Origin of the sequence: Rhodococcoides fascians A44A, assembly GCF_000760735.1 — a bacterium.
Lineage (GTDB): Bacteria > Actinomycetota > Actinomycetes > Mycobacteriales > Mycobacteriaceae > Rhodococcoides > Rhodococcoides fascians_E.
Genome location: NZ_JMEX01000008.1, coordinates 1147119 through 1166897, shown reverse-complemented (window position 1 = coordinate 1166897; position 19779 = coordinate 1147119). Strand labels below are relative to the sequence as shown.

Below are 19779 nucleotides of genomic sequence, written 5' to 3'. Positions count from 1 at the left end.
CATCGCGATGAAACCGGCTGTATGCCGGTTTCATCCGACCCTTATCGGACCTTCGGTCTCCCACCCGCTGCGGGTGACGGTTCCGACCGTCAATTCTGCCGGCGTCGCCGACGTGTCCAGTGGGATGAATCTCTCGAGCGAGCCCCAGTCGCGATCGAGATCATTGTTCAGATAGGTCGGGACAACCTGGGCGGACAGCACGAGTTGTTGCCAGCCGAGCGGCCCACCGCCGAAGGCGTCCATCACCGGACTGTGTGCGGCGGCACCGCTGCGGTCCGGCAGGATGCGGTACTCCGGCAGTTCCGCGACGCCGTCCTTGTGGTCGAACGGGCGCTGGCACGGGAAGCCCAGTGCGACGGTCCAGTCCAGCATGACGGGCACGTCGGGTCCGATGACGTCGACGAGTGGGGTCGTGCGGGGGATCCGCGGCGGCGTCACGGCGAGCCATTGATCCGGTGAGATGTCGCCGTCGGTTGCGACGAGGCGGATGCGGTCGGCTTCACGTGGGATGTCCGACAGGGGCACGCGCAGGTTGCGCCACGACGGCTGGGGCCCGATGTCGATCGGGGTGACGCGGCCGAGGACCTGATCGCCCGCGGCGTACTCCACCTCGAGCGGCTGGCCGGAGGCCACGATGCCGTCGGAGTCGACGGATCGGATGCGCCCGGCGGCGCTGATAGCGATGAAGTCGTTGCCAGGAGTGGAGCCCGTGGATCGACCCGATCGGTCCGCATCCGACGGTAGGGCGAACCATTCGGTTTCGAGGGTTGCGGGTTCCGCGGTGTCGGCGCCGTAGCTACCGAGGACGGGCGTGCGCGACGGGTCGAGTCCGAACGGCAGTGCGACGGAGCTTCCGTTGATGCCGGTGGCTTCGGTGGTGCCGCCTTGGGTGCCGGAGGAACCTGCGGAGGTGGGTCCCTGAGTGTCGGAGTCGGTGCCGCTGTCGGGGTCGTTGCTGAATCCGCGGGTGCTCTCCTGGGAGACGTCTTCTTCGTCGGCGGTGAGATCGTCGGGGATTCCGTCGGGGGTGAAGCCGACGGTGTTCGGTCCGGCCAGTGCATTCTGGACGGTGGATTCGATCGGTGTCAGCATCGAGCTGTTCGGATCTTGTTCGACGAGAACGTCGTTCGCGAGGGAGCAGGAGTTGCCTGCGAGCGCGTTCAGGTTGGAGCGGGCCACCGAGTACGCCGGGTACTGCGCGACGATGCCTTTGGCGAAGGACGCGAGCTCGAACAGTACGACGAATGCGGCCATCACCGTCAGCGCGGAGACTCCGAAGCGTGCGGAGCGGGTGCTGGTTCGGTACGGCGCGCGGAGGTGTTGCCAGCCTGCGTACAGCAACGCGAGCACGGTCAGTCCGAGGAAAATGGTGGAGAAGCCTTTGCCGAGGATCATCGGAGGCTTGTCGAACCAGGGGATTCCGTAGCTCGAGACGTACCACCAGCCGTTGGAGCCGGTGAACGCGAGCGCGGCCAGGAACAGCACGGCAGCGGTGAACAGAGTGCGGTTGCGTGCGTTGTCCCGGGTGGCCGACGCGACGGCGACCGCCGCGACGGCAGCGAGCGATGCGGCCAGGCCCGCGTAGACACCGAAGTGGTGGGTCCACTTGGTGGGAGTGAACATCATCAGGGCGAGGGCGCCGATCACGATGCCGACGATGCGCCTGGACGGTCCGATCGCGACGCCGGGGATGCGGCCGCCTCGTCGGAGCATGACGACGATGGTGACGATCACGCACAGGATCATCGCGAAGACGGCGAAGCGCCGCGCGAGGGAGCCGTCGGGGGTGATCTCCATGAGGGAGTCCCAGCGTGCGCGCTCGTTGAACCAGGCGACGTTCGGTCCGACGGCGGCGCGGGCGCGGGTGGCTTCGAGGACTGTCGAGACGGTCTGGTCGGCGAACACGGCGGCGACGATGACGACTCCCGACGCCAGGATCGGGGCCAGGACGGGTGCGTAGCCGACGATGCGGGCGCGGGCGATGACGATGCGCACGAGGGGGCGTCCGCCGGCGAGGAGCGCGGCAACGCAGATCAGACCCGTCGGGCCTGCGGCGAGCGAGAACGCGGCGATGAGGACTGCGACGGCCGCGGGCAACAGTCGGCCGGTCGCGACGGCGCGTTCGATGGAGCACCACGTCAGCAGGGCGCCGAGAGCGATGATCGGCTCGGGTCGCAGGCCGTTGTTGTAGGGCAGCCAGAAGGCGAGGAACACCAGGCCAGCGGTCCAGATCGCGACCTTGTTGGAGCGGACGGCGCGACCGAGACGCGGGATGACCTCGCGGCTGATCACGGCCCAGCACACAAGCGCGGCGATCAGCGCCGGCAACCGCATCCACGGGCTGGCTGTGGAGATCTTCGCGAACGCGGCGAGCATGTCGTAGTACGGCATCCCGAACGGTGCTTCGGGGACGCCGAACCAGCGGTAGTAGTTGGCCATGTACCCGGCGTGCTCGGATACGCGTGCCATGGTCAGCAGGTAGCCGTCGTCGGAGGTGTTGGCGCCGATGAAGTGCCACACGGCCAGTACTGCGATGACGACCCCGTCGACGACGGTGATGCGGAGCCACCGTGCCGGGAAGAAGCGGCGGCTGCTGCGTCCGTCGAGCAGATCGAGTCGGTGCAACGCGACGAGCGAGATGATCGTGAAGATCACCGCGGCGGCCATCGCGAGTTTCTTCAGAACGGTGGGGGTCGAGGAGAAGCGGGAGTCGATCTGGACGTCGACGTTCAGGTCCGCCGGTGCGGCACCCTGCAGTTCGGTGAAGATTCCCACAGTTTGGGGACGTGCGTCGCCGTCGATCGTTCCGGCGACGTCGGTGCCCGTCACCGACGCGGACGTCGACGTATCCGTCGAACTGATGGTCACCGACGAGCACGACGCGAGTTCGGCGTCGGTCAGCGACAGCAGAACCTTCTCGCGCAGGACGGCCTGCAGGCCGGAATCGGTGCGGGAGACGACGAGGCCGACGCCTTGGGCGTCCGGTGCGCCGGGAGCGGTGGTCGAGAGTACGAGCGTGCCGGGCGCTGCGGAGGCGATGATGTTGCACGGAATCGCGGCATCGAGCGACAACGGCGAGTACGAGACGAGCGGAGCCTCGACCGAGTTCAGCGTTCCGTTCTGCGGCCAGCTGATCGACGCCGAGTCCTGGGTCACCGGCAGCAGCGGCGTCAGAATCGCGGCGAGGACTGCGATGACACCGGAGACGACGGCAACGACTCCCGCCGACATACGCGTCGACGACGATGCTTCAGGGGGCTTCGGTGCGGTGGCTGCAGCGGTGGACACGATTGTCGATGCTAGGGCACAGCCCCGACCCACCCCTTTTCCTGCAGGTCAGCGGGCGAAGTCCCGCACGTCCCAGATCCACACACCGTCGTGGTACTCGGCATCGAAGCCGAGGAGTTCGTCGACGGTGTCGCGTAGCTGGGTGCTGTTGCGGCCGGGTTGGAGGACGACGACGTCGGCGCCCCAGAATCGAAGATCGGCCCGAGCGTCGGCCTGCTGCTGTGGTGTGACGTCCGGGACGGTGCCGGAGTTCCGCACGGACCCGAGCAGCAGGGCCGTCGGCCGATCCACGGCGCCGTACTTGGCTTTGCGTTCGACGTTGTCACCCGGCCCGACGAAGTATCCACCCGCGAGCGGGAAGCCCATGTCGGCTTCGATCTGCCAGTGCAGGGGACGAGCGTCCTCGGGACGGGGGAGGGGCACGGTGACGACGGATCCGTCGTCGACGTAGTTCTTCCATTCACCGCTGGCGAAGAAGGACGGCGTCGACGCGCGTTCGACGGTGTCGAGTGGCGTCGGAAGCAGTGGCACCAGCGCGAGTGCGAGAGCGATCGACCACAGTGCCGGAATCGGCCGCAGTCCGGCCTTGAAGGCCTTGTCGGTGGCCAGTACCAGCAGAAGCGCCAGTGCCGGAACGGCGGCGAGCGCGAAGCGCGTTTCCAGGATCGACTCGACCAGTGGGGTGTCGGCGAGCCATTCCCACGGCAGTGCGATCTCGGTGTTGTTCTTGCCGATGATCAGCTCGGACCCGAGGGACAGCACGGCGACAGCGACGGCGGTGGCCGCGGCCGCTCGGGCGCAGGCGACCCGCCACAGCCAGACCGCGGCGACCCCCGCGAGCACCAGGAGGGGCCACCCGAAGTAGGCGTTCTCTTCCGTCGCGTTGATCCGGACGTTCTGACCGGGGGTCGCGACGCCGCCGATGGATTGCGTCGGGAACTGGGTGAGGGCTTTGGCGTCGTTGCCCATCGCGCCGTGTTCGAGGAACGAGTAGCTCTGCGGGCCGAAGAACTGCCAGTACAGAGGGAACGCGACGAGGGCGATCGCGAGCGCAGCCGCCAACGGCAGGCTTGTCGCCGAGTTCTTCACGGCCGGCCACAGGCTGCGCGGCTTACCGACGTAGTAGACGACGGCGAACAGTCCGAACGCGATCGCGAAGATCAGCAGGGGTTCTTCGCCGAGCATGATCTGCAGCGCGACGACGAGTCCGAGCGCGATGGTTCGTTTCGCCGTCGGGCCGTCCTGGGCGGTGCGGACGACGAGAGCCGCGATGACCGGCAGCAGGAAGAGTACGACGAAGTTGGGGTGGCCGTTGGCGTGGGAGATCATGCCAGGCGCGAAGCCGCACAGTGCTCCACCGAGCGCCGACGACGGTCGCGACGCCCCGAGCGTGCGTGAGAACAGCCAGTACCAGGCGTATGCAGTGCCTGCGAGACCGATGGTCAACGCGATGGCCCAGGTGACAGTCGGGCCGAACAGCAACGTCACGGGTGCGAACGGAATCGACAACCCGAACATGGCCGTGTTGGCCATCAGGTTCACCCCGAGCGGGAAGTTCTGCAGATCGCTCGACATCGGGTTCTCGAGGTGCGCGACGGAATGCGCAGCCACCGCGAAGAACCATTCCCACATGGCCTGGTCCTGGCCACTGTTGTAGAGATAGCCACTACCGAGGTTCCGCCACTGTCCCTGCAGCACGAAGAGAGCGACGACGGTGAAGGCCGACGCAGCCGCGACATCGGCTCGATCGGCACGCCGAAGACGGGTGGAGAGCGCCCCGATTCGCCGTGCCGGGGCGGTCCGCGGCTGCTCGAGAACAGTCTGGTCCGAGGTAGGCATCGGTTGAACGTTACGTGAACGTTATGTCATTTGCCTATGTAGCGCGGGTGACCAGCGCGAACGGCCCGATATCGGTGACCTGGAACCGCGGATCCTCGAACAACGACTCGTCGAACGTGACCGTGTAGCGACGAACGTTCGGATCGTTCGGATAGACGTCCTCCGCCAACCGCAAGGTGTAGCCGTCGGCGCCGCGGCGGAACAGGAAGGCGTCGGGCGCCTGCCACCGGCTCTCGTCGAGCTTGGTGACCAACTCGTCCGGGGTCTCGGCCGTCGTCCAGTCCTCGATGGCCGCGGCGCGCTGGTCGAACTGAGCGAGCGGGTTGGCGTAGTGCGACGTCAGCCCCTGGAAGCCGAAGTACGGGTAGTAGCTGAGGAACGAGGTGTCGGCCGTCAGGACGATCGTCTCGTCTCGGGGCCTGCCGACCTGCTCGGTGATCGCTCGGTCGACCTCGGAGTAGTAGGACACCGCACTCGGTGGGCGCTTGTCGGCGCGGTTGCCGTCGCCGTCGGTGTCCGAATACGCGACGGTGATCTCCGACTGCAGAACCTGAGGGATGTTCTGTGCGAACGCAAGTGCACCGATCGTCCCCACCGTCACCGCGGCGACCTTGAACCGCGACGGTTCACCGACTGCCTGGTAGATGGCCTTCGCGCCTTCGACGAAGCCGAAAACGCCTGCCGCTCCCAGCAATACGATCAGTACGGCTTCCAGGCGGAAGCTGAGCAGTGTCGTGCCGGCAACGGTCGCCGCCATGGACAGCAGCGTCCACAGATACACGGAGACGACGCCGATGCTCAACGCCTGTGCTCGACGCGACGTCGCTGTCCTGACGGCGAGCCACAGGGTCCCGGCCATGGTCAGCGCACCGAGCAGGGAGAACTCGAACATCGGGAACGGCAGCTCGGCACCGGCCTCCGGAAGGTAGTGCAGCGCAGTACCCGACGTCGCAGGTGCTCCGGTCAGTGCATCGACAAGATAGGGAGCCCAGACCGTCAGTGCGACAAGTCCTGAAATCGCGGCGATCACAACGAGGCGAACAGCAACCGGAATTGCTGCACGCCAAGTTTTGTGAGCGCGAACATTCAGAAACGCCGATACAACGGCCATGAGCGTCACCGCAAACGCCGCCACACCCAGATACAAGGTGTAGAACGTTGCCGCGAGGCCGAGAAACAGACCCGTCCCGACGACAGCTCCCCAGCCCCAGTTACTCGATCGCTCGGGCTCGTCGGGAACCGGCCGATTCAGCGCGCCCCACGCGAGTAGGAGTGCAGGCGCGACAAGCAGCGCGATGACGGCACTGTAGGCCTCCGGGGAGGCGTAGGCGACGACGAGAGCGGTGGTGACGGCCGAGACGGCTACCGCGAGGTCGGCGCGGACCAGTTGGCGCCAGAGCGTGTAGGCGACGACGGCTGTGACGGCGAGAAATCCGATTGCGAACGGCTTGAACACTTCCCAGCCGTCCATGCCGAGCAGGTTCCCGACGCGTCCGCCGATCCAGAACCATCCGGCCGGGTAGAACGGTGGGATGTCCGGGTACGTCATGTCGCGCAGCGCAGGCGAATCGGTGAGGCGCGTCAGGTACTCGGTTCGAAACTCCTGGTCGACGGATATGCCGAACAGATAGAGCTTGGTCGCCGCCAGAGGCATGCCGAGCGTGACCGTCACGAACCCCGAAAGCCCGCCCCACGTCAACACTTTCGCGAGCCACGCAAGGGTGCCGCGTCGGTACAGCACGATCGCCGTGGCCAACAGGGCGACGCAGAGCACCTGCCCGAGCGTCGTCAGCGCACGGGTGACGTTGGACGAGTTGAACGCAGGCCACTCGACGAGTGAGAACGCGAACAACCCGACCGCCGCCACCACAGCTGCGACTAGAGCGGCCAGTACACCGTCGACGGCTGTGCCGAGCGCTCGTTTCATCTAGATGGGGAGTTTGCGGAAGATCGGACGCGGCACGTGCCGCAGAGCGATCATGACGAAGCGGAAGGGACCCGGTGCCCAGACCAGATCCTTGCCCTTCTGCGACGCTGCGACGGCGAGCTTCGCGATGTCTTCCTTGTCCACCGTCAGAGGTGCTTCCTTGACGTGGGCGCTGAACTTGGTGCGCACCATGCCCGGGCGGATGACGGTGACGCGAGGGCCGAACTCGCGCAACGCTTCTCCGAGCCCGAGGTAGAACCCGTCGAGACCCGCCTTGGTGGAACCGTAGACGAAGTTGGATCGGCGCACGCGCTCGCCCGCCACCGAGGACATGACGATGATGCGTCCGTATGCCTGGGCCTTGAACTTCTCGGCCAGCAGAACACCGACCGACACCGACGCGGTGTAGTTGATGTTCGCCGTCAGGACGGCCTTGCGCTGGTTCTGCCACAGCTCTTCGGCGTCGAAGTCCACCGCGAACGCGACGATCGCCACGTCGACGTCACCTTTGGACCACGCCTCCTCGATGACCTTGGGGTGCGACTCGGTGTCGAGTGCGTCGAAATCGATGACGTCGACATCCTTGGCGCCCTTGGCTTTCAACTGAGCAACCGACGCATCCCGGAGCGGGTCGTTCGGCAAGGCCGCGAGGATCACGCGCGCCGGCGACTTGGACAGGTACTCCTCGGTGATGGCGAGACCGATCTCGCTCGTTCCACCGAGTACGAGAATGGTCTGCGGATTGCCCACAGCGTCGATCGTCACAGCAGTTCCAACCTTCTGGCCATATCGGAGGCGAAAACGCCCGTGGGGTCAACGGATCGGCGGACCTTGATCCACTCGTCGATCCGCGGGTACATCGAATGGAACGTCTCCGCATCGGTGCGCGAGTCCTTGGCGGTGTACAGCCGGCCGCCGAACTCGAGCACGCGCTTGTCGAGTTCGCGCACGAACTCGTTCAGGCCCGGCTTGATGGGGAAGTCGACGCAGATGTTCCAGCCGGGGATCGGGAAGCTCAGTGGCGCTTTGTTTCCGGGGCCGAACAGCTTGAAGACATTGAGGAAGGAGTAGTGCCCCGACTTCTGGATGTCGACGATGATCTTCTTGAACTCACCGACGGCCTCGGGCGGCACCACGAACTGGTACTGCAGGAAGCCGTTCGAGCCGTAGGCACGGTTCCACTCACCGAACATGTCGAGCGGATGGTAGAACGCGGTGAGGTTCTGCACCTTGTTCCGGTAGTTGCCTGCCTTGAGGTACCAGGCCTGACCCACTGCACTCAGCGTGAACTTGTTGGCGAGTCCGTTCGGGAACACGTCCGGGAACGTGACGAGTGGCTTTGCGTTGAACCGCAGCGGATCCTTCTGCAGCTTCGTCGGCAGCTGATCGAGCTTCGCCAACGATCCACGTGAAACAGCGGCGCGACCGAGCTTGGGCGGCGCGGCGATGGCGTCGAACCAGGCGCTCGAGTAGTCGTAGTTGTTCTCGCTGCCGTCGCTGTGCAGGGCGATGGTCTCGTCGAGCGTCTGCGTGACGTCACCGTCGGCGATGAAGTAGGCCGTCTCGGTCGGCGTCATCTCGATGGTTGCCCGCAGGATGATGCCGGTCAGACCGTTACCGCCGACCGTCGCCCAGAAGAGCTTCGAGTTCTTTCCCGACGGCGTGAGGTGACGAATCTGGCCGTCCGCGGTCAGCAGCTCCATCGAACGCACGTGGTTGCCGAAGCTACCGGCACTGTGATGGTTCTTACCGTGGATGTCCGTGCCGATTGCGCCGCCGATGGTGACCTGACGCGTGCCCGGCAGCACCGGAACCCACAGCCCGAACGGCAGAGCGGCGCGCATCAACTGATCGAGGTTGACGCCGCCGTCGACGTCGACGATCCTTGTCGTCGCATCGATGCTGTGAATACCGTTCAGCGCATTCATGTCGACGACGAGGCCGCCGGAGTTCTGCGCGTTGTCGCCGTACGACCGACCGAGGCCGCGGGCGATGACGCCGCGACGCAGGTGGGCGGGCTTGCTGTCGTTCTGCTCCGCGACCTGCTTCACAGCGCTCGCGATGAGCTCTGGATCGGAGGTCGAGAGCACCTCACTCGTCGAGGGCGCGGTGCGTCCCCAACCTGTGAGTGTGCGGGTCTGCGTGGGTAGCGGCGCAGTGTTCCCGGCCTGTGGTTCCAGGGGGAAGAGTGCGTCGTCGGCTGTCGTGGACATCGTCGTTGAGGGTACCTGTTCGATCGGGTCGCTCCGCAGGCTGCGCTCCCTGCTCGTCATGACAGCTAGTCTCAGTGATCGTGTCCACCCCGCAGAACGACGACTGGCCCGCCGAAGCGTCGGAGCCGCAGCATCACGTGCCGCTGCCCGTCGAACTCCCACTGACGGAGAACATCGCCGACGAGGCCCTCGACCTCAAGACCCAGATCGTCCGGTTCCTGGCAACGGGTGTGCTCTCTGCCGTCGTCGACCAGGGCGTCAACCTTCTGCTTCACTTCGTGTTCGGTGTCGGTGTGACGCTGGCGAAGGCAATCGGCTTCGTCCTGGGCACCACGACGGCATACCTCATCAACCGGCGCTGGACATTCAACGCAGCACCGTCGCGCGCCCGCTTCTTCGCGGTCGTGGTGCTGTACGCCGTCACCTTCGCCGTCCAGGTCGGTATCTACACCTGGCTTTACCAGGCATTTCCCGACGGTTTCTGGTTCGCGAACCTCGCCTTCGTCGTCGCCCAGGGCACCGCAACGGTCATCAACTTCATCGTCCAGCGGGCCGTGATCTTCAAAATCCGCTGACGCTCCCGGGGACCGAACGGCACATTCGCTCCGCGTGTCCGTGAGCGCGCAGGTTGCAGCGGGTGCGCGGGTTGCAACCTGCGCGGGGGATGAAAGGTGCGCGTGCGGCACCTCTCGGTGACCGAATGAGCCGTTCGGTTCCGACGCTCCTGTATCGAGGAGGTCAGCCTCGGTAGGTGGGGAGGTAGCCGTCGGCGATGGCTTGGGCGAGGGAGGGTGCGGCGCGGTCTTTGTCGGAGAGTTGGTACTCGAGTACCGATCCGTCGCGGGCGTGGGTGGGCCAGTCGATACCCAGGTCCGGATCGAGCGGGTTCAGATCGCGGTCCAGCGACGGGGTGTACTCGATCGAGCACAGGTACATCACGGTCGAGCCGTCTTCGAGGGACAGGATGGCGTGCCCGAGACCTGCCGGCAGGAACACTGCGCGGCGGTCGACGTCGTCGATGAGCACGCTGTCCCACTGCCCGAAGGTCGGCGAACCCACCCGCAGGTCGACGATCACATCCAAGAATGCGCCTTTGACACAGGTGACGTACTTAGCCTGCCCGGGCGGGGTGTCGGTGAAGTGGATGCCGCGCAGCACCCCGGCCGCGGAGACCGAGCAGTTCGCCTGCTGCAGTTCCAACGGCCCGCCCACTGCGTTCTCGAAGGCGGAGGATTTGAACCATTCGAAGAACACGCCGCGATCGTCGCCGAACTGTCGTGGGGTGAATTCGTAGGCGCCGGGGATGGTCAGTTCACGAAAACTCATCACTTGCCTCGCGCCAGTAGATCGAGCAGGTACTGTCCGTATCCGGATTTGACGAGTTTCTCGGCTCGTACTCGTAGTTCGTCGTCGGTGATGAAGCCGCGTCGCCAGGACACTTCCTCGGGTGCCCCGATCTTCATGCCCTGACGTTGTTCGATGGTGCGGACGTAGTTGGAGGCATCGAGCAACGAGTCGAAGGTGCCGGTGTCGAGCCAGGCGGTACCACGCGGAAGCACTTCGACAGCCAACTTGCCTGCCTCGAGGTAGTGGCGGTTGACGTCGGTGATCTCGTATTCCCCGCGCGCCGACGGCTCGAGATCGCGGGCGATCGCCAGGACGTCGTTGTCGTAGAAGTACAGGCCGGGGACGGAGAAGTTCGATTTCGGTGCGGCGGGTTTTTCCTCGAGGGAGATGGCCTTGCCGTCGGCGTCGAATTCGATGACGCCGTAGGCGCTGGGGTCCTTGACTTCGTAGGCGAAGACAGCGCCGCCGTCGATGCCTTCGAATCGCGAGAGCTGGGAGCCCAGTCCGGTGCCGTAGAAGATGTTGTCGCCCAATACGAGTGCGGCGCTGTCGGTGCCGATGTGGTCGGCGCCGAGGACGAAGGCCTGGGCGAGGCCGTTGGGCTCGTGCTGGACCTGGTAGGTGAGGTTGATTCCGAATTGTGAGCCGTCGCCGAGGAGTCGTTGGAACTGATCGGCGTCCTGTGGGGTGGTGATGACGAGGATGTCGCGGATGTTGGCGAGCATCAGGGTCGAGAGGGGGTAGTAGATCATCGGTTTGTCGTAGACGGGGACAAGCTGCTTGCTGATGCCGACCGTGATCGGATGAAGACGCGAGCCCGTGCCGCCCGCCAGAATGATTCCCCGCATACCGGGAAGTCTCCCAGATGGCACCTGGTCGTGCGCGCTCACTGCCAGGGGATGCTGTACGGCTCGTCCTCCTGTGGCAACGGCCAGTGGCGGGGCCAAACAATTCTGGGGTCGGCCTTCATCTGTTCGACTTCCGGTGGGATCGGTACGGCATCGAACTCGATCCGGTCCCATGTGGAGCTGCCCGACGCCACCCTCACGCCGTACGTCCGGAGTTCCGGGCTCGCTGTTCTTGCCTGTGAAATGCGTTCGAGCAATGCCTCATCGACGACGACAGGGCCCTGGTCCACATGGATCGGTGTGGCATCGGCGCGGAGTCGAGCTGCGCGCAGGCGGTCGACGGCGTCGAGCACTCTCCTGTACTCGGGAGTGTTCCTGGGATCGGTCATACCGCGTCCTGCCACGGTTGGTCGCCTTCGCCGACGGAGAATTGTTCGTCAGGCGTGTCGAGGACTGGGGTATGTCGGCGGTTCTGCCTGCGTCGACGGCAGTGTTGCCCTTGTCCAGAGCCTCGTTGAACGGCTGGAGGTACTTGTCGATCGTGCGGCTGACCTGACCTTCCGGGTCGATGATCGCGTCGAGGAACAGTCCGAACTGGTCGACAAGTTCTTCGATTCTGCGCACGAGATCCATCGTCAGGTCCATCGTCTGTCTCAGGATGTCGACGATCGCTCCGAGCTGCCAGGCTGTCCCGAGGACAGGAACTTTCTCGAGCGCCACTTTCATTGCTGCGGAGCCGGACCCGAGATCTACCTCGGCCTCCAACATCTCGGCGAACTTCCTCACGACGGTCTGGACGCCCTCGCGAATTTCCTCGGCGATGGCTTCGGAGATGGCGTGGATCGTGCGACCGCACGAACCTTCCCAGTACATGGCTGCAATCTGTCGACCGGAATACTCGTTGAATGCTTGGGCGGCCTGGCCATCCCAGTAGTCGTCGACGCGCCGGACGCCACGCTCGAGTGATGCGGCGGCAGCTTCCATTGCGCTGCCCGCGATGTCGAATGCTTCTCCAGCTCGTCTGATCTCGTTCCAGTTCCCGCTCAGCGGTGTGGTGACCTCAGTCAGGGGGCTCCAAGTGGTGAGTTCGAAGATCGTCTCGTCCACGTCGCCCAGCCAGCCTGCAGCCGCTTGAATGACCTCACGGGTGTCGTCCACGGCGGGATTTGCTGGCGGATAGTCGATTCCGTCGGGGTGGCCGTAGTCGGCGGCATTGACGTAATCGTCGACATTTCCCACCGCGGCGGTCTTCGAATTACCTGAGGTGGACGTGCCTGCTGCGCGTATTCTCTTGGTAAAGAGCAATGAACGGTGCAAGCCGCTGCAGAATCTGACCGGGGATTGTATCGCTCGAGCCCGCGTGATCTCCGATATAGCGATGGCATGCCATCGTTTGTAGACCTATCTCGGACGCCATTTTCCCCATCCCAGCTATTTCACTTGCCTCTGCACGGAATAGTTCATCGGTTAACTCCAGCCCCCTGAATTGAAGTCGCTGCGCCTTATGGTCGATATCATGGCGTCGGCGATGGAATGGTTAAGCGCGTCAGGTAGGCCTTGATGGAGCTCGATCATGAAAACCGCGATGGGGGCCGTTGCAAACCCCGTGGTTGCGACGACGTCGAAGGTCGCCTGGTGCGGATCGCAGTTCTCTTGCCGATGGATATTCTCCGCGCGAACGGTGTACCGGACTGCGGGCTCACCTTGGATCTTGAAGTAATACGGTTGCGAATACTGCAGCCTGGGTGGGGCAGCGTCGGAGTTACCGAACACAACTTCGGCGTCGCGAGCGGCGGACAGTGCCGCATCGTCGATCGTCGTTCCGGTCCGTCCGGTCATGCCCGACAGAGCAAGGGCCGATCCGTCCGACTCCGGACAGTACTTGTAGCCGTAGTCGCCGATTGCGCCGTAGACGACCGACTCGCCACCTGTGGTCCAACCGGCGACGCCCCCGGAGACGTTTCTCCAGTCCGCTGGAATGTCGTAGGTCAAACCGAATTTCGTTGCGATGGGCTGGGGCTCCCCGTCAGGAACGATGATTTTGGGAGGCGGATACTCCATCGTCGGAAACCCCGACGGCAGAGGAGCTGGTGTTGTCGTCGGAGCTTGTGGGCTCGTCTTGGACGGTTCGGCGACCGAGACCCCCTCGTACCGGCCGGGCGCTTCAGGTGCCAGTTTGGGTATTCCCCACAGCACTAGGTTGAAGACAACCAAGCTCCCTGCCAGCAGCAGTAGCCGTTTACGTAATCCCACGAACGCTCCCCCCGAAGTCTGCGAAAAGGTAACACGGGGGTCGGACAAGTTCGGCCCGAAACCGGGCACACCGGTATGGTCACGGTTATGAAACTGCTCGTGACCGGGGGTGCCGGGTTCATCGGCGCGAACTTCGTCCATCTGACCGTCTCTCAACGGCCCGATGTGGAGATCACTGTCCTGGACAAGCTGACCTACGCCGGCAACCGAGCATCGCTCGACCCGGTTGCGGACCGGATCGAGTTCGTCGAAGGCGACGTCGCAGACTCGGATCTGGTGTCGAGCCTGATCAAGGACACCGATCTGGTGGTCCATTTCGCCGCGGAATCCCACAACGACAATTCCCTCGCGAACCCCTGGCCGTTCGTACACACCAATGTCATCGGCACCACCACCCTGCTGCAGGCAGTCCGCGAACACGACGTGCGCTATCACCACATCTCCACCGACGAGGTCTACGGCGACCTCGAACTCGACGACCCCGCACGGTTCACCGAGAACACCCCGTACAACCCGTCGAGCCCGTACTCGTCGACGAAGGCCTCCAGCGACCTGCTGGTCCGAGCGTGGGCGCGGAGCTTCGGGGTCCGAGCCACGATTTCCAACTGCTCCAACAACTACGGCCCTTACCAGCACGTGGAGAAGTTCATTCCGCGTCAGATCACCAACATCCTGTCCGGTCTGCGCCCCAAGCTGTACGGCGAAGGCAGGAACGTCCGCGACTGGATCCATGTCGACGACCACAACAGCGCTGTCTGGACGATCATCGACGCCGGTGTGCTCGGCGAGACCTATCTCATCGGCGCCGACGGGGAGAAGAACAACCGCGACGTGCTCGAGACGATTCTCGAGGAAACAGGACAAGCCGCCGACGCCTTCGATTTCGTCACCGACCGTCCCGGCCATGATCTGCGCTACGCAATCGACTCGACCAAACTGCGCACCGAACTGGGTTGGACCCCGCAGTACGTCGACTTCCGCAGTGGTTTGAAAGCAACCGTCGACTGGTACCGAGACAACGAGAACTGGTGGCGTCCACAGAAGGACACCACCGAAGCCGCCTACGCAACCGCGGGTGAACGCACTGTCTGAACGCGTCCGGACCTATCTTCTTCCTGCGGCGACGGCAATTGTCGCCGCCGCGGTATTCGCGTTGGCGTCGCGGTTCCTGATCGACGACACCTTCATCACCCTGTCGTACGCGAGGAATCTTGCATTCCATGGTGAATGGGCTCTGGTCAGTGGTCACCCGTCGAACACGGCAACGTCGCCGCTGAACGTTCTGGCGCTCGCTGCCGGAACAATCGTGGTGCGCGACGCCGTACTTGCCTGTGGGATCGTGTTCGTCTTGTCCTGTGTGGCGACGGTGGTGGCATTTCGAAGAATTGCTCTTCACCAAGGTTTCTCGACGGGCTTCGCTCCGGTGACGCTTGCATTGATCGTCGTGAACCCGGTGGTCTCGTCGTCTCTGGGATTGGAAGTGATTCTGGGAACGGCGATTTTGGCGTGGGTGGCGGTGTTCGCCATGGAGCACTCACCGATTGCTCTCGGTGTGGCGTCGGGCCTCGCCGTGGTCGCTCGTGTGGATTTGGTCGTTGTTGCGGCCGCGTTGGTGCTGATCAGGAGCGCGCCGCTGCGTCGACTATGGCTGTCTGCGCTCGCCGCTGCAGCCACAGCGTTGCCGTGGTTCTTCGTCAGTTGGGTGTTCCTCGGCTCGGTGGTCCCGGATACCGTCGTCATCAAGACCGGCCAAGGGGCCTGGGGGGAATGGGGTTTCGGCAACGGTTTGCTGATGTACCTCGACATCTATCCCGCCGCGGCTGTCCTGACAGCTGTCGTGCCGATTCTCGGAGCGCTGTGCTTGCTTGCAGTGCCGGCGGTGCGGCGATGGCGTCGAGCAACGGTGTTGTGGGCCTGGGCGCTCGGCGGCGTCGTCTACTACGCCGCGTACACCTTGCTCGAGGTTCCTCCGTACCACTGGTATTACGGGGTTCCGGCAGTGGCGGGGACGGTGATGTTCGTCGGCGCGATGTTCGCGGCTCCTTCTGTCGTGAAGTCTGTCGGCCTTGCGGCGGCGGGAGCCGCAGGGCTGGCGGGCGCGGCCCTGTGGAGTTGGACGACGGCCACCGATCGCGTCGTTCCCATCACGACCAACCATGCGACGGCGAATCAGTACGAGGACATCGGCGCCCAGCTGCCTGCCTACGCGGGCGACAAGGCTGTCCGTTCGGGCGGTGAAATCGGCGCGCTGTCGTACTACTGCGAGTGCCTCGTCGTCGACAAGTTCTCCGATCGGGGTGCACTCGAAGCGGATCTCCGGAAAAAGACGGCCGAGCCAGGAGTCGCCGGCTGGTTGTGGCGCAAGAACTTCCACTTTCTGGATTTCGACGCTCTCGAACAGGTAGGTCCGATCCCGCTGGACTACCGGCTCCTGCGGGTGAACTTGGTGCAGGAGAGCCCGCCGTCGTTCGTGGACTGGCCGATCACCTCCCCGTGGACCGGAGCGGGCGAGCTGCATTTGACGAATCCGGATGTGTCAGTTCCGAACTAGCGCGAAGTGTGCGACGCCCCGCGCTGCGGAATCCACTGTCCATGTCCAGGGTGAGCCGTCGCTCGGGCCTGGACGGTATTCGATGCGGTAGACCGGTACGACCGGCTTACGGGAGTAGTCGAGGTTGGCGTAATTTGCGCGAAGTAACAGGTCGCCGACAGGCCCGGATTCCTCCAAGCGCGGGATGATCCGCTCGTTGATGATGACGCCTCGGTCGGAGAACTCGTCGACGATTCTGCACTCGCATGCGTAGGCCAGCGTTCCGATCTCGCCGGGCGACTTGACGGCGTCGTCGCCGACGATCTTTCCGATCTCCTCGCCGACGCGCTGGTAGTCCGCGGCCGAAGCGAAGTTGCCGAAGATGGGCGGTGACGCCCACGGCATGGGCCTGGCTGTGTCGAACGCGATGGAGCCCGCGATTCCGATGACGACAAACAGAAGTGAGACGGCGGCCACCGGGCGCGGTGATATGCCGGCAAGGAATATTGCTGCCGATCCACCCGCGATCATCGGGGTGACGTAGTACCAGTGGTAGGGGACGGTGTCGAGAGCTGTGTACGCGAGGTAGTAGGCACCTCCGCCGAGTCCGAGACCGATCAGAGGCCATGACGCCCGGTCGCGCGCGCGTCTGGATACGCATGCGGCGAGCCAGCCGACGGTGACGACGAGGCCGACGACGGCAGGGCCGAAACTCGCGAGCGTGCCCCACCAGTCGCCGTCGTAGTAGAGGGACGGCCCGTCGAAGTAGTTGAAACCCTCGATTGCCTGGCCTTCTTTGAGGACGAGCGTGTCCGGCACCAGTGATCCGAGCACGATCCAGCTGAAGACGTACCAGGGCAGGGACACCGCAGCCGCGGCTAGAAGAGCCCGGGGCCAGCGGCGGTACAGCGTCGGCGCGAAAGCAGCGAGAAGTAGTACGAAGAGGACAAGGTCCAGTCGTACCAGGACGGCCAGTCCGCTCGCGACGCCGAACAGTACGGGGCTGCCGCGCAGAGCCGCAGCGGTCAGCGTGAGCACCGCTGCGGGAATGAGGAGAACTTCGAGTCCGATGGACGACAGCAGGAACGGGTTGCTCATCACCAGAACGACCGCGATCCCACCGAGCCACAGGCCTCTACCGATCGACCGTGAGATCGACGCGCATGCTGCACCGACGATTCCCCCGGCCAGAACGTTGGCGACGAACAGAGCGAACAACGGCGCCGGCGCGCCGAAGAACGACGTGATCCACACGATGAAGCCGAGGAGCAGAACGTTGAGGGGCGAGGTCGACGTATTCGCGGTCAGGTCGGTGACGATCGCCCACTGACCGTGTTCGGCGAGATTTCGGGCCGCGGAGAGGCTGATGTACGCGTCGTCGGTGAGGCTGGGTGCAGCAACCCAGTACCCGACGGCGCCCAGGGCCGCGCCGAGCGCGATGAGTATCCATGACGAGTGTCCTGCGCGCGACAACCGGGTTCCAGGCGAGTACGCCTCCGCGTCGGCGGCAGCGGACTGTGCAACCATGGTCACCAGAATGGCAGACAACAGGGCTCGTACGCTGCACCGCGAGCCCTCGCCCGGCGTTGTGTCTCGCAATACGGGCAGCACAAGAGCCAAGGAGAAAAGGGACCGTTGCTGTGAGTCACGCTGATTCCACCACCACGACCGAGGCAGACACCGTCGACCTGCCGTCGTCGACGGAGTTGCGCGCACAGCGTCTCCTCTTCGACGGGCCGTCGCCGCTGGTGAGTGCGGATATGTACACGAATGTGGCCAAGGGCAATGTCGAGCGTTCGAGGTATGCGGCGAAGCTGGCCAAGCGCACGGTTCTCGAGACGAACAGTTACTTCGGGCGGTTCCCGGCGAGTTACTGGCAGCGCTGGACCGATGTGACCGAGGTGCGTTTCTCGGCTTCCGTTGCCGGTTCGGGGCGCATCGATATCGTCGCTACCGACTACAAGGGTCGTAAGCGAACGATGGCCAGCGAGACTGTGACCACCGACGGGCGGGCCAGGCGGCTGGACTTCGCTGTTCCCGTCAAGCAGTTCCTCGACGGTGGAGCCTTGTTCGCCCGATTCACCACCACGTCCGGTGAGCTGACGGTCGAGGACGCCGAGTGGACCGTCGACGCGCCGGAGAAGCTGCGTCCGACGTCCGTGGTCATCTGCACGTTCAACCGGGCCGACGACTGCGCCAACACCGTGGCAGCCATGGCCGACGATCCGATTGCACTGCTCGGCGTCGACAACGTGTACGTCGTGGACCAGGGCACCGACCAAGTCCAGACGCGGCCCTTGTTCCAGCGTGTCGCGGCCGAACTCGGCGACAAGCTGGTCTACATCACTCAGCCCAACCTCGGTGGTGCGGGTGGCTTCACCCGCGGGCTCTACGAGGTGCAGGGCAAGGGCGGCGACCCGGCCAACGTCGTGTTCATGGACGACGACGTGCTGTGCGAGCCCGAGGCGATCGTGCGTATGAACGCGTTCGCGAACAAGACCATCGAGCCCGCGATCATCGGTGCGCAGATGCTCTACCTTCTGCATCCCGACCGGGTGCATGTCGGTGCCGAGGTCGCGAACCTCCAGAAGCTCGAAGCCGGGTTGCACGTGAAGAACGCGATCTCGGACAAGAGCGCGTTGAAGAAGAAGCAGGAGATCCGCGTCGACGCCGGCTACAACGGCTGGTGGTCGTGCCTGATCCCGTCGGAGATCGTCTCGCAGATCGGTTATCCACTTCCGTTGTTCTTCCAGTGGGACGACATCGAGTACGGCTACCGGGCCCGTGCCAATGGATTCGCGACGGTCACACTTCCAGGCGCGGCGGTGTGGCACGCCGATTTCGCGTGGAAGGACTGGGACGAGTGGCACCGCTACTTCAACCTGCGCAACGGCATGATCACGGCGTCGCTGCACGCGGGGCTCGACGGTAAGAAGCTCGCGCGTCAGCTGACGACCGATCTGTTCCGCTATCTCGTCTCCATGCAGTACGGCATGGCGTTCACGTTGATCAAGGCCATCGAGGACTTCCTCGTCGGGCCGAGCAAGCTCACCGACGGCGGCATGGATGCTGCGGCGGCGATCCGTCGTGACCGAGCCGCGTACAACGAGACCAAGCGCTACAACGCGAACGCGGTTCCTGACGTCCGCCCTGCGGACATGTTCATCACCCCGGCAGGGCCTCACCCCAAGAAGAGCCTGGAGTGGGCCGTTCTGGCGAAGCGTGTGCTAAACCAGTCGCGTGGCCGCGTTCACCCCGGCCCGGTCGCGATCTCGGCCGATGACGCGCATTGGTGGCACGTCTCGCTGTTCGCGCATGCCGTCGTCACCGATCGTTCGCAGGAGGGTGTGCGAGTACGTAAGCGCGACAAGGCAGCCGCCACGGAGCTACTGAAGCGAGGGCTGAGGGCGCTGCGTCGTCTGCGTGTCGAGACCGACAGCGTGGCCGAGTCCTACCGGCAGGCTGTTCCTGAGCTCACCAGCCGAGAGAACTGGACGCGGCTCTACTCCTAGGTGAGTGGAAATGTAGGCCGAC

At 64.5% G+C, this 19779-nt stretch carries 14 protein-coding genes; 4 read left to right on the top strand and 10 right to left on the bottom strand.

Features of this window, described 5'->3' with window-relative positions:
* Positions 1-30 precede the first annotated feature (30 nt).
* The 5 genes from BH95_RS17860 to BH95_RS17840 all read right to left on the bottom strand — a co-directional run bounded on the left by BH95_RS17860 (position 31) and on the right by BH95_RS17840 (position 9267).
* Positions 31-3231, bottom strand: a complete 3201-nt coding sequence (locus BH95_RS17860) for an arabinosyltransferase domain-containing protein (RefSeq protein WP_052060195.1) — start codon at positions 3229-3231, stop codon at positions 31-33.
* 105 nt (positions 3232-3336) lie between these two features.
* Positions 3337-5127: a hypothetical protein gene (locus BH95_RS17855; protein ID WP_037183353.1), complete on the bottom strand. Its 1791-nt coding sequence runs from the start codon at positions 5125-5127 to the stop codon at positions 3337-3339.
* Positions 5128-5161: 34 nt separating this feature from the next.
* Complete coding sequence (locus tag BH95_RS17850; RefSeq protein ID WP_037183351.1) at positions 5162-7054, bottom strand: galactan 5-O-arabinofuranosyltransferase; 1893 nt, start codon at positions 7052-7054, stop codon at positions 5162-5164.
* Positions 7055-7819, bottom strand: coding sequence for a decaprenylphospho-beta-D-erythro-pentofuranosid-2-ulose 2-reductase (locus tag BH95_RS17845; RefSeq protein ID WP_019667144.1), 765 nt, complete (start codon positions 7817-7819; stop codon positions 7055-7057). It abuts the gene before it with no gap.
* The gene (locus BH95_RS17840; RefSeq protein WP_019667145.1) at positions 7816-9267 is read right to left on the bottom strand and encodes an FAD-binding oxidoreductase; all 1452 of its coding nucleotides are present in this window, start codon (positions 9265-9267) and stop codon (positions 7816-7818) included. Before BH95_RS17840 ends, BH95_RS17845 begins: the two co-directional genes overlap by 4 nt.
* A 74-nt stretch (positions 9268-9341) precedes the next feature.
* Between BH95_RS17840 and BH95_RS17835 the strand changes: the two genes are divergently transcribed.
* Positions 9342-9842 (top strand): GtrA family protein, encoded by a 501-nt coding sequence (locus BH95_RS17835; RefSeq protein WP_020111813.1) that lies wholly within the window; start codon positions 9342-9344, stop codon positions 9840-9842.
* A 163-nt stretch (positions 9843-10005) separates the two neighbouring features.
* Here BH95_RS17835 and BH95_RS17830 read toward each other — a convergent pair whose 3' ends face one another.
* From BH95_RS17830 to BH95_RS27835, 4 genes are all read right to left on the bottom strand, one after another.
* Positions 10006-10593: a dTDP-4-dehydrorhamnose 3,5-epimerase family protein gene (locus BH95_RS17830; RefSeq protein WP_037183350.1), complete on the bottom strand. Its 588-nt coding sequence runs from the start codon at positions 10591-10593 to the stop codon at positions 10006-10008.
* Complete coding sequence (gene rfbA / locus BH95_RS17825) at positions 10593-11462, bottom strand: glucose-1-phosphate thymidylyltransferase RfbA (RefSeq protein ID WP_037183348.1); 870 nt, start codon at positions 11460-11462, stop codon at positions 10593-10595. Before rfbA ends, BH95_RS17830 begins: the two co-directional genes overlap by 1 nt.
* Positions 11463-11723: 261 nt before the next feature.
* The gene (locus BH95_RS17815; protein WP_230594109.1) at positions 11724-12701 is read right to left on the bottom strand and encodes a hypothetical protein; all 978 of its coding nucleotides are present in this window, start codon (positions 12699-12701) and stop codon (positions 11724-11726) included.
* 228 nt (positions 12702-12929) lie between these two features.
* The gene (locus tag BH95_RS27835; protein WP_155291611.1) at positions 12930-13715 is read right to left on the bottom strand and encodes a hypothetical protein; all 786 of its coding nucleotides are present in this window, start codon (positions 13713-13715) and stop codon (positions 12930-12932) included.
* A gap of 87 nt (positions 13716-13802) precedes the next feature.
* Between BH95_RS27835 and rfbB the strand changes: the two genes are divergently transcribed.
* Complete coding sequence (gene rfbB, locus BH95_RS17805) at positions 13803-14807, top strand: dTDP-glucose 4,6-dehydratase (protein WP_020111816.1); 1005 nt, start codon at positions 13803-13805, stop codon at positions 14805-14807.
* Positions 14791-16266, top strand: coding sequence for a hypothetical protein (locus BH95_RS17800; protein ID WP_037160453.1), 1476 nt, complete (start codon positions 14791-14793; stop codon positions 16264-16266). The genes rfbB and BH95_RS17800 overlap by 17 nt, the downstream gene beginning before the upstream one ends.
* Here BH95_RS17800 and BH95_RS17795 read toward each other — a convergent pair.
* Positions 16252-17772, bottom strand: coding sequence for a hypothetical protein (locus BH95_RS17795; protein ID WP_037143709.1), 1521 nt, complete (start codon positions 17770-17772; stop codon positions 16252-16254). The genes BH95_RS17800 and BH95_RS17795 overlap by 15 nt on opposite strands.
* Before the next feature lie 113 nt (positions 17773-17885).
* On the opposite strand from BH95_RS17795, the gene BH95_RS17790 reads away from it, so the two are divergent.
* On the top strand, positions 17886-19757 hold the full coding sequence (locus BH95_RS17790) for a glycosyltransferase (RefSeq protein WP_037160451.1): 1872 nt from the start codon (positions 17886-17888) through the stop codon (positions 19755-19757).
* Positions 19758-19779: the final 22 nt, after the last annotated feature.

What these genes read in the sequence shown, in the direction of transcription:
- rfbA (WP_037183348.1), bottom strand. Translation starts at nt 11,462, where the DNA reads ATGCGGGGAATCATTCTGGCGGGCGGCACGGGCTCGCGTCTTCATCCG.
- BH95_RS17840 (WP_019667145.1), bottom strand. Translation starts at nt 9,267, where the DNA reads ATGTCCACGACAGCCGACGACGCACTCTTCCCCCTGGAACCACAGGCC.
- BH95_RS17795 (WP_037143709.1), bottom strand. Translation starts at nt 17,772, where the DNA reads ATGGTTGCACAGTCCGCTGCCGCCGACGCGGAGGCGTACTCGCCTGGA.
- rfbB (WP_020111816.1), top strand. Translation starts at nt 13,803, where the DNA reads ATGAAACTGCTCGTGACCGGGGGTGCCGGGTTCATCGGCGCGAACTTC.
- BH95_RS17830 (WP_037183350.1), bottom strand. Translation starts at nt 10,593, where the DNA reads ATGAGTTTTCGTGAACTGACCATCCCCGGCGCCTACGAATTCACCCCA.
- BH95_RS17855 (WP_037183353.1), bottom strand. Translation starts at nt 5,127, where the DNA reads ATGCCTACCTCGGACCAGACTGTTCTCGAGCAGCCGCGGACCGCCCCG.
- BH95_RS17850 (WP_037183351.1), bottom strand. Translation starts at nt 7,054, where the DNA reads ATGAAACGAGCGCTCGGCACAGCCGTCGACGGTGTACTGGCCGCTCTA.
- BH95_RS17860 (WP_052060195.1), bottom strand. Translation starts at nt 3,231, where the DNA reads ATGTCGGCGGGAGTCGTTGCCGTCGTCTCCGGTGTCATCGCAGTCCTC.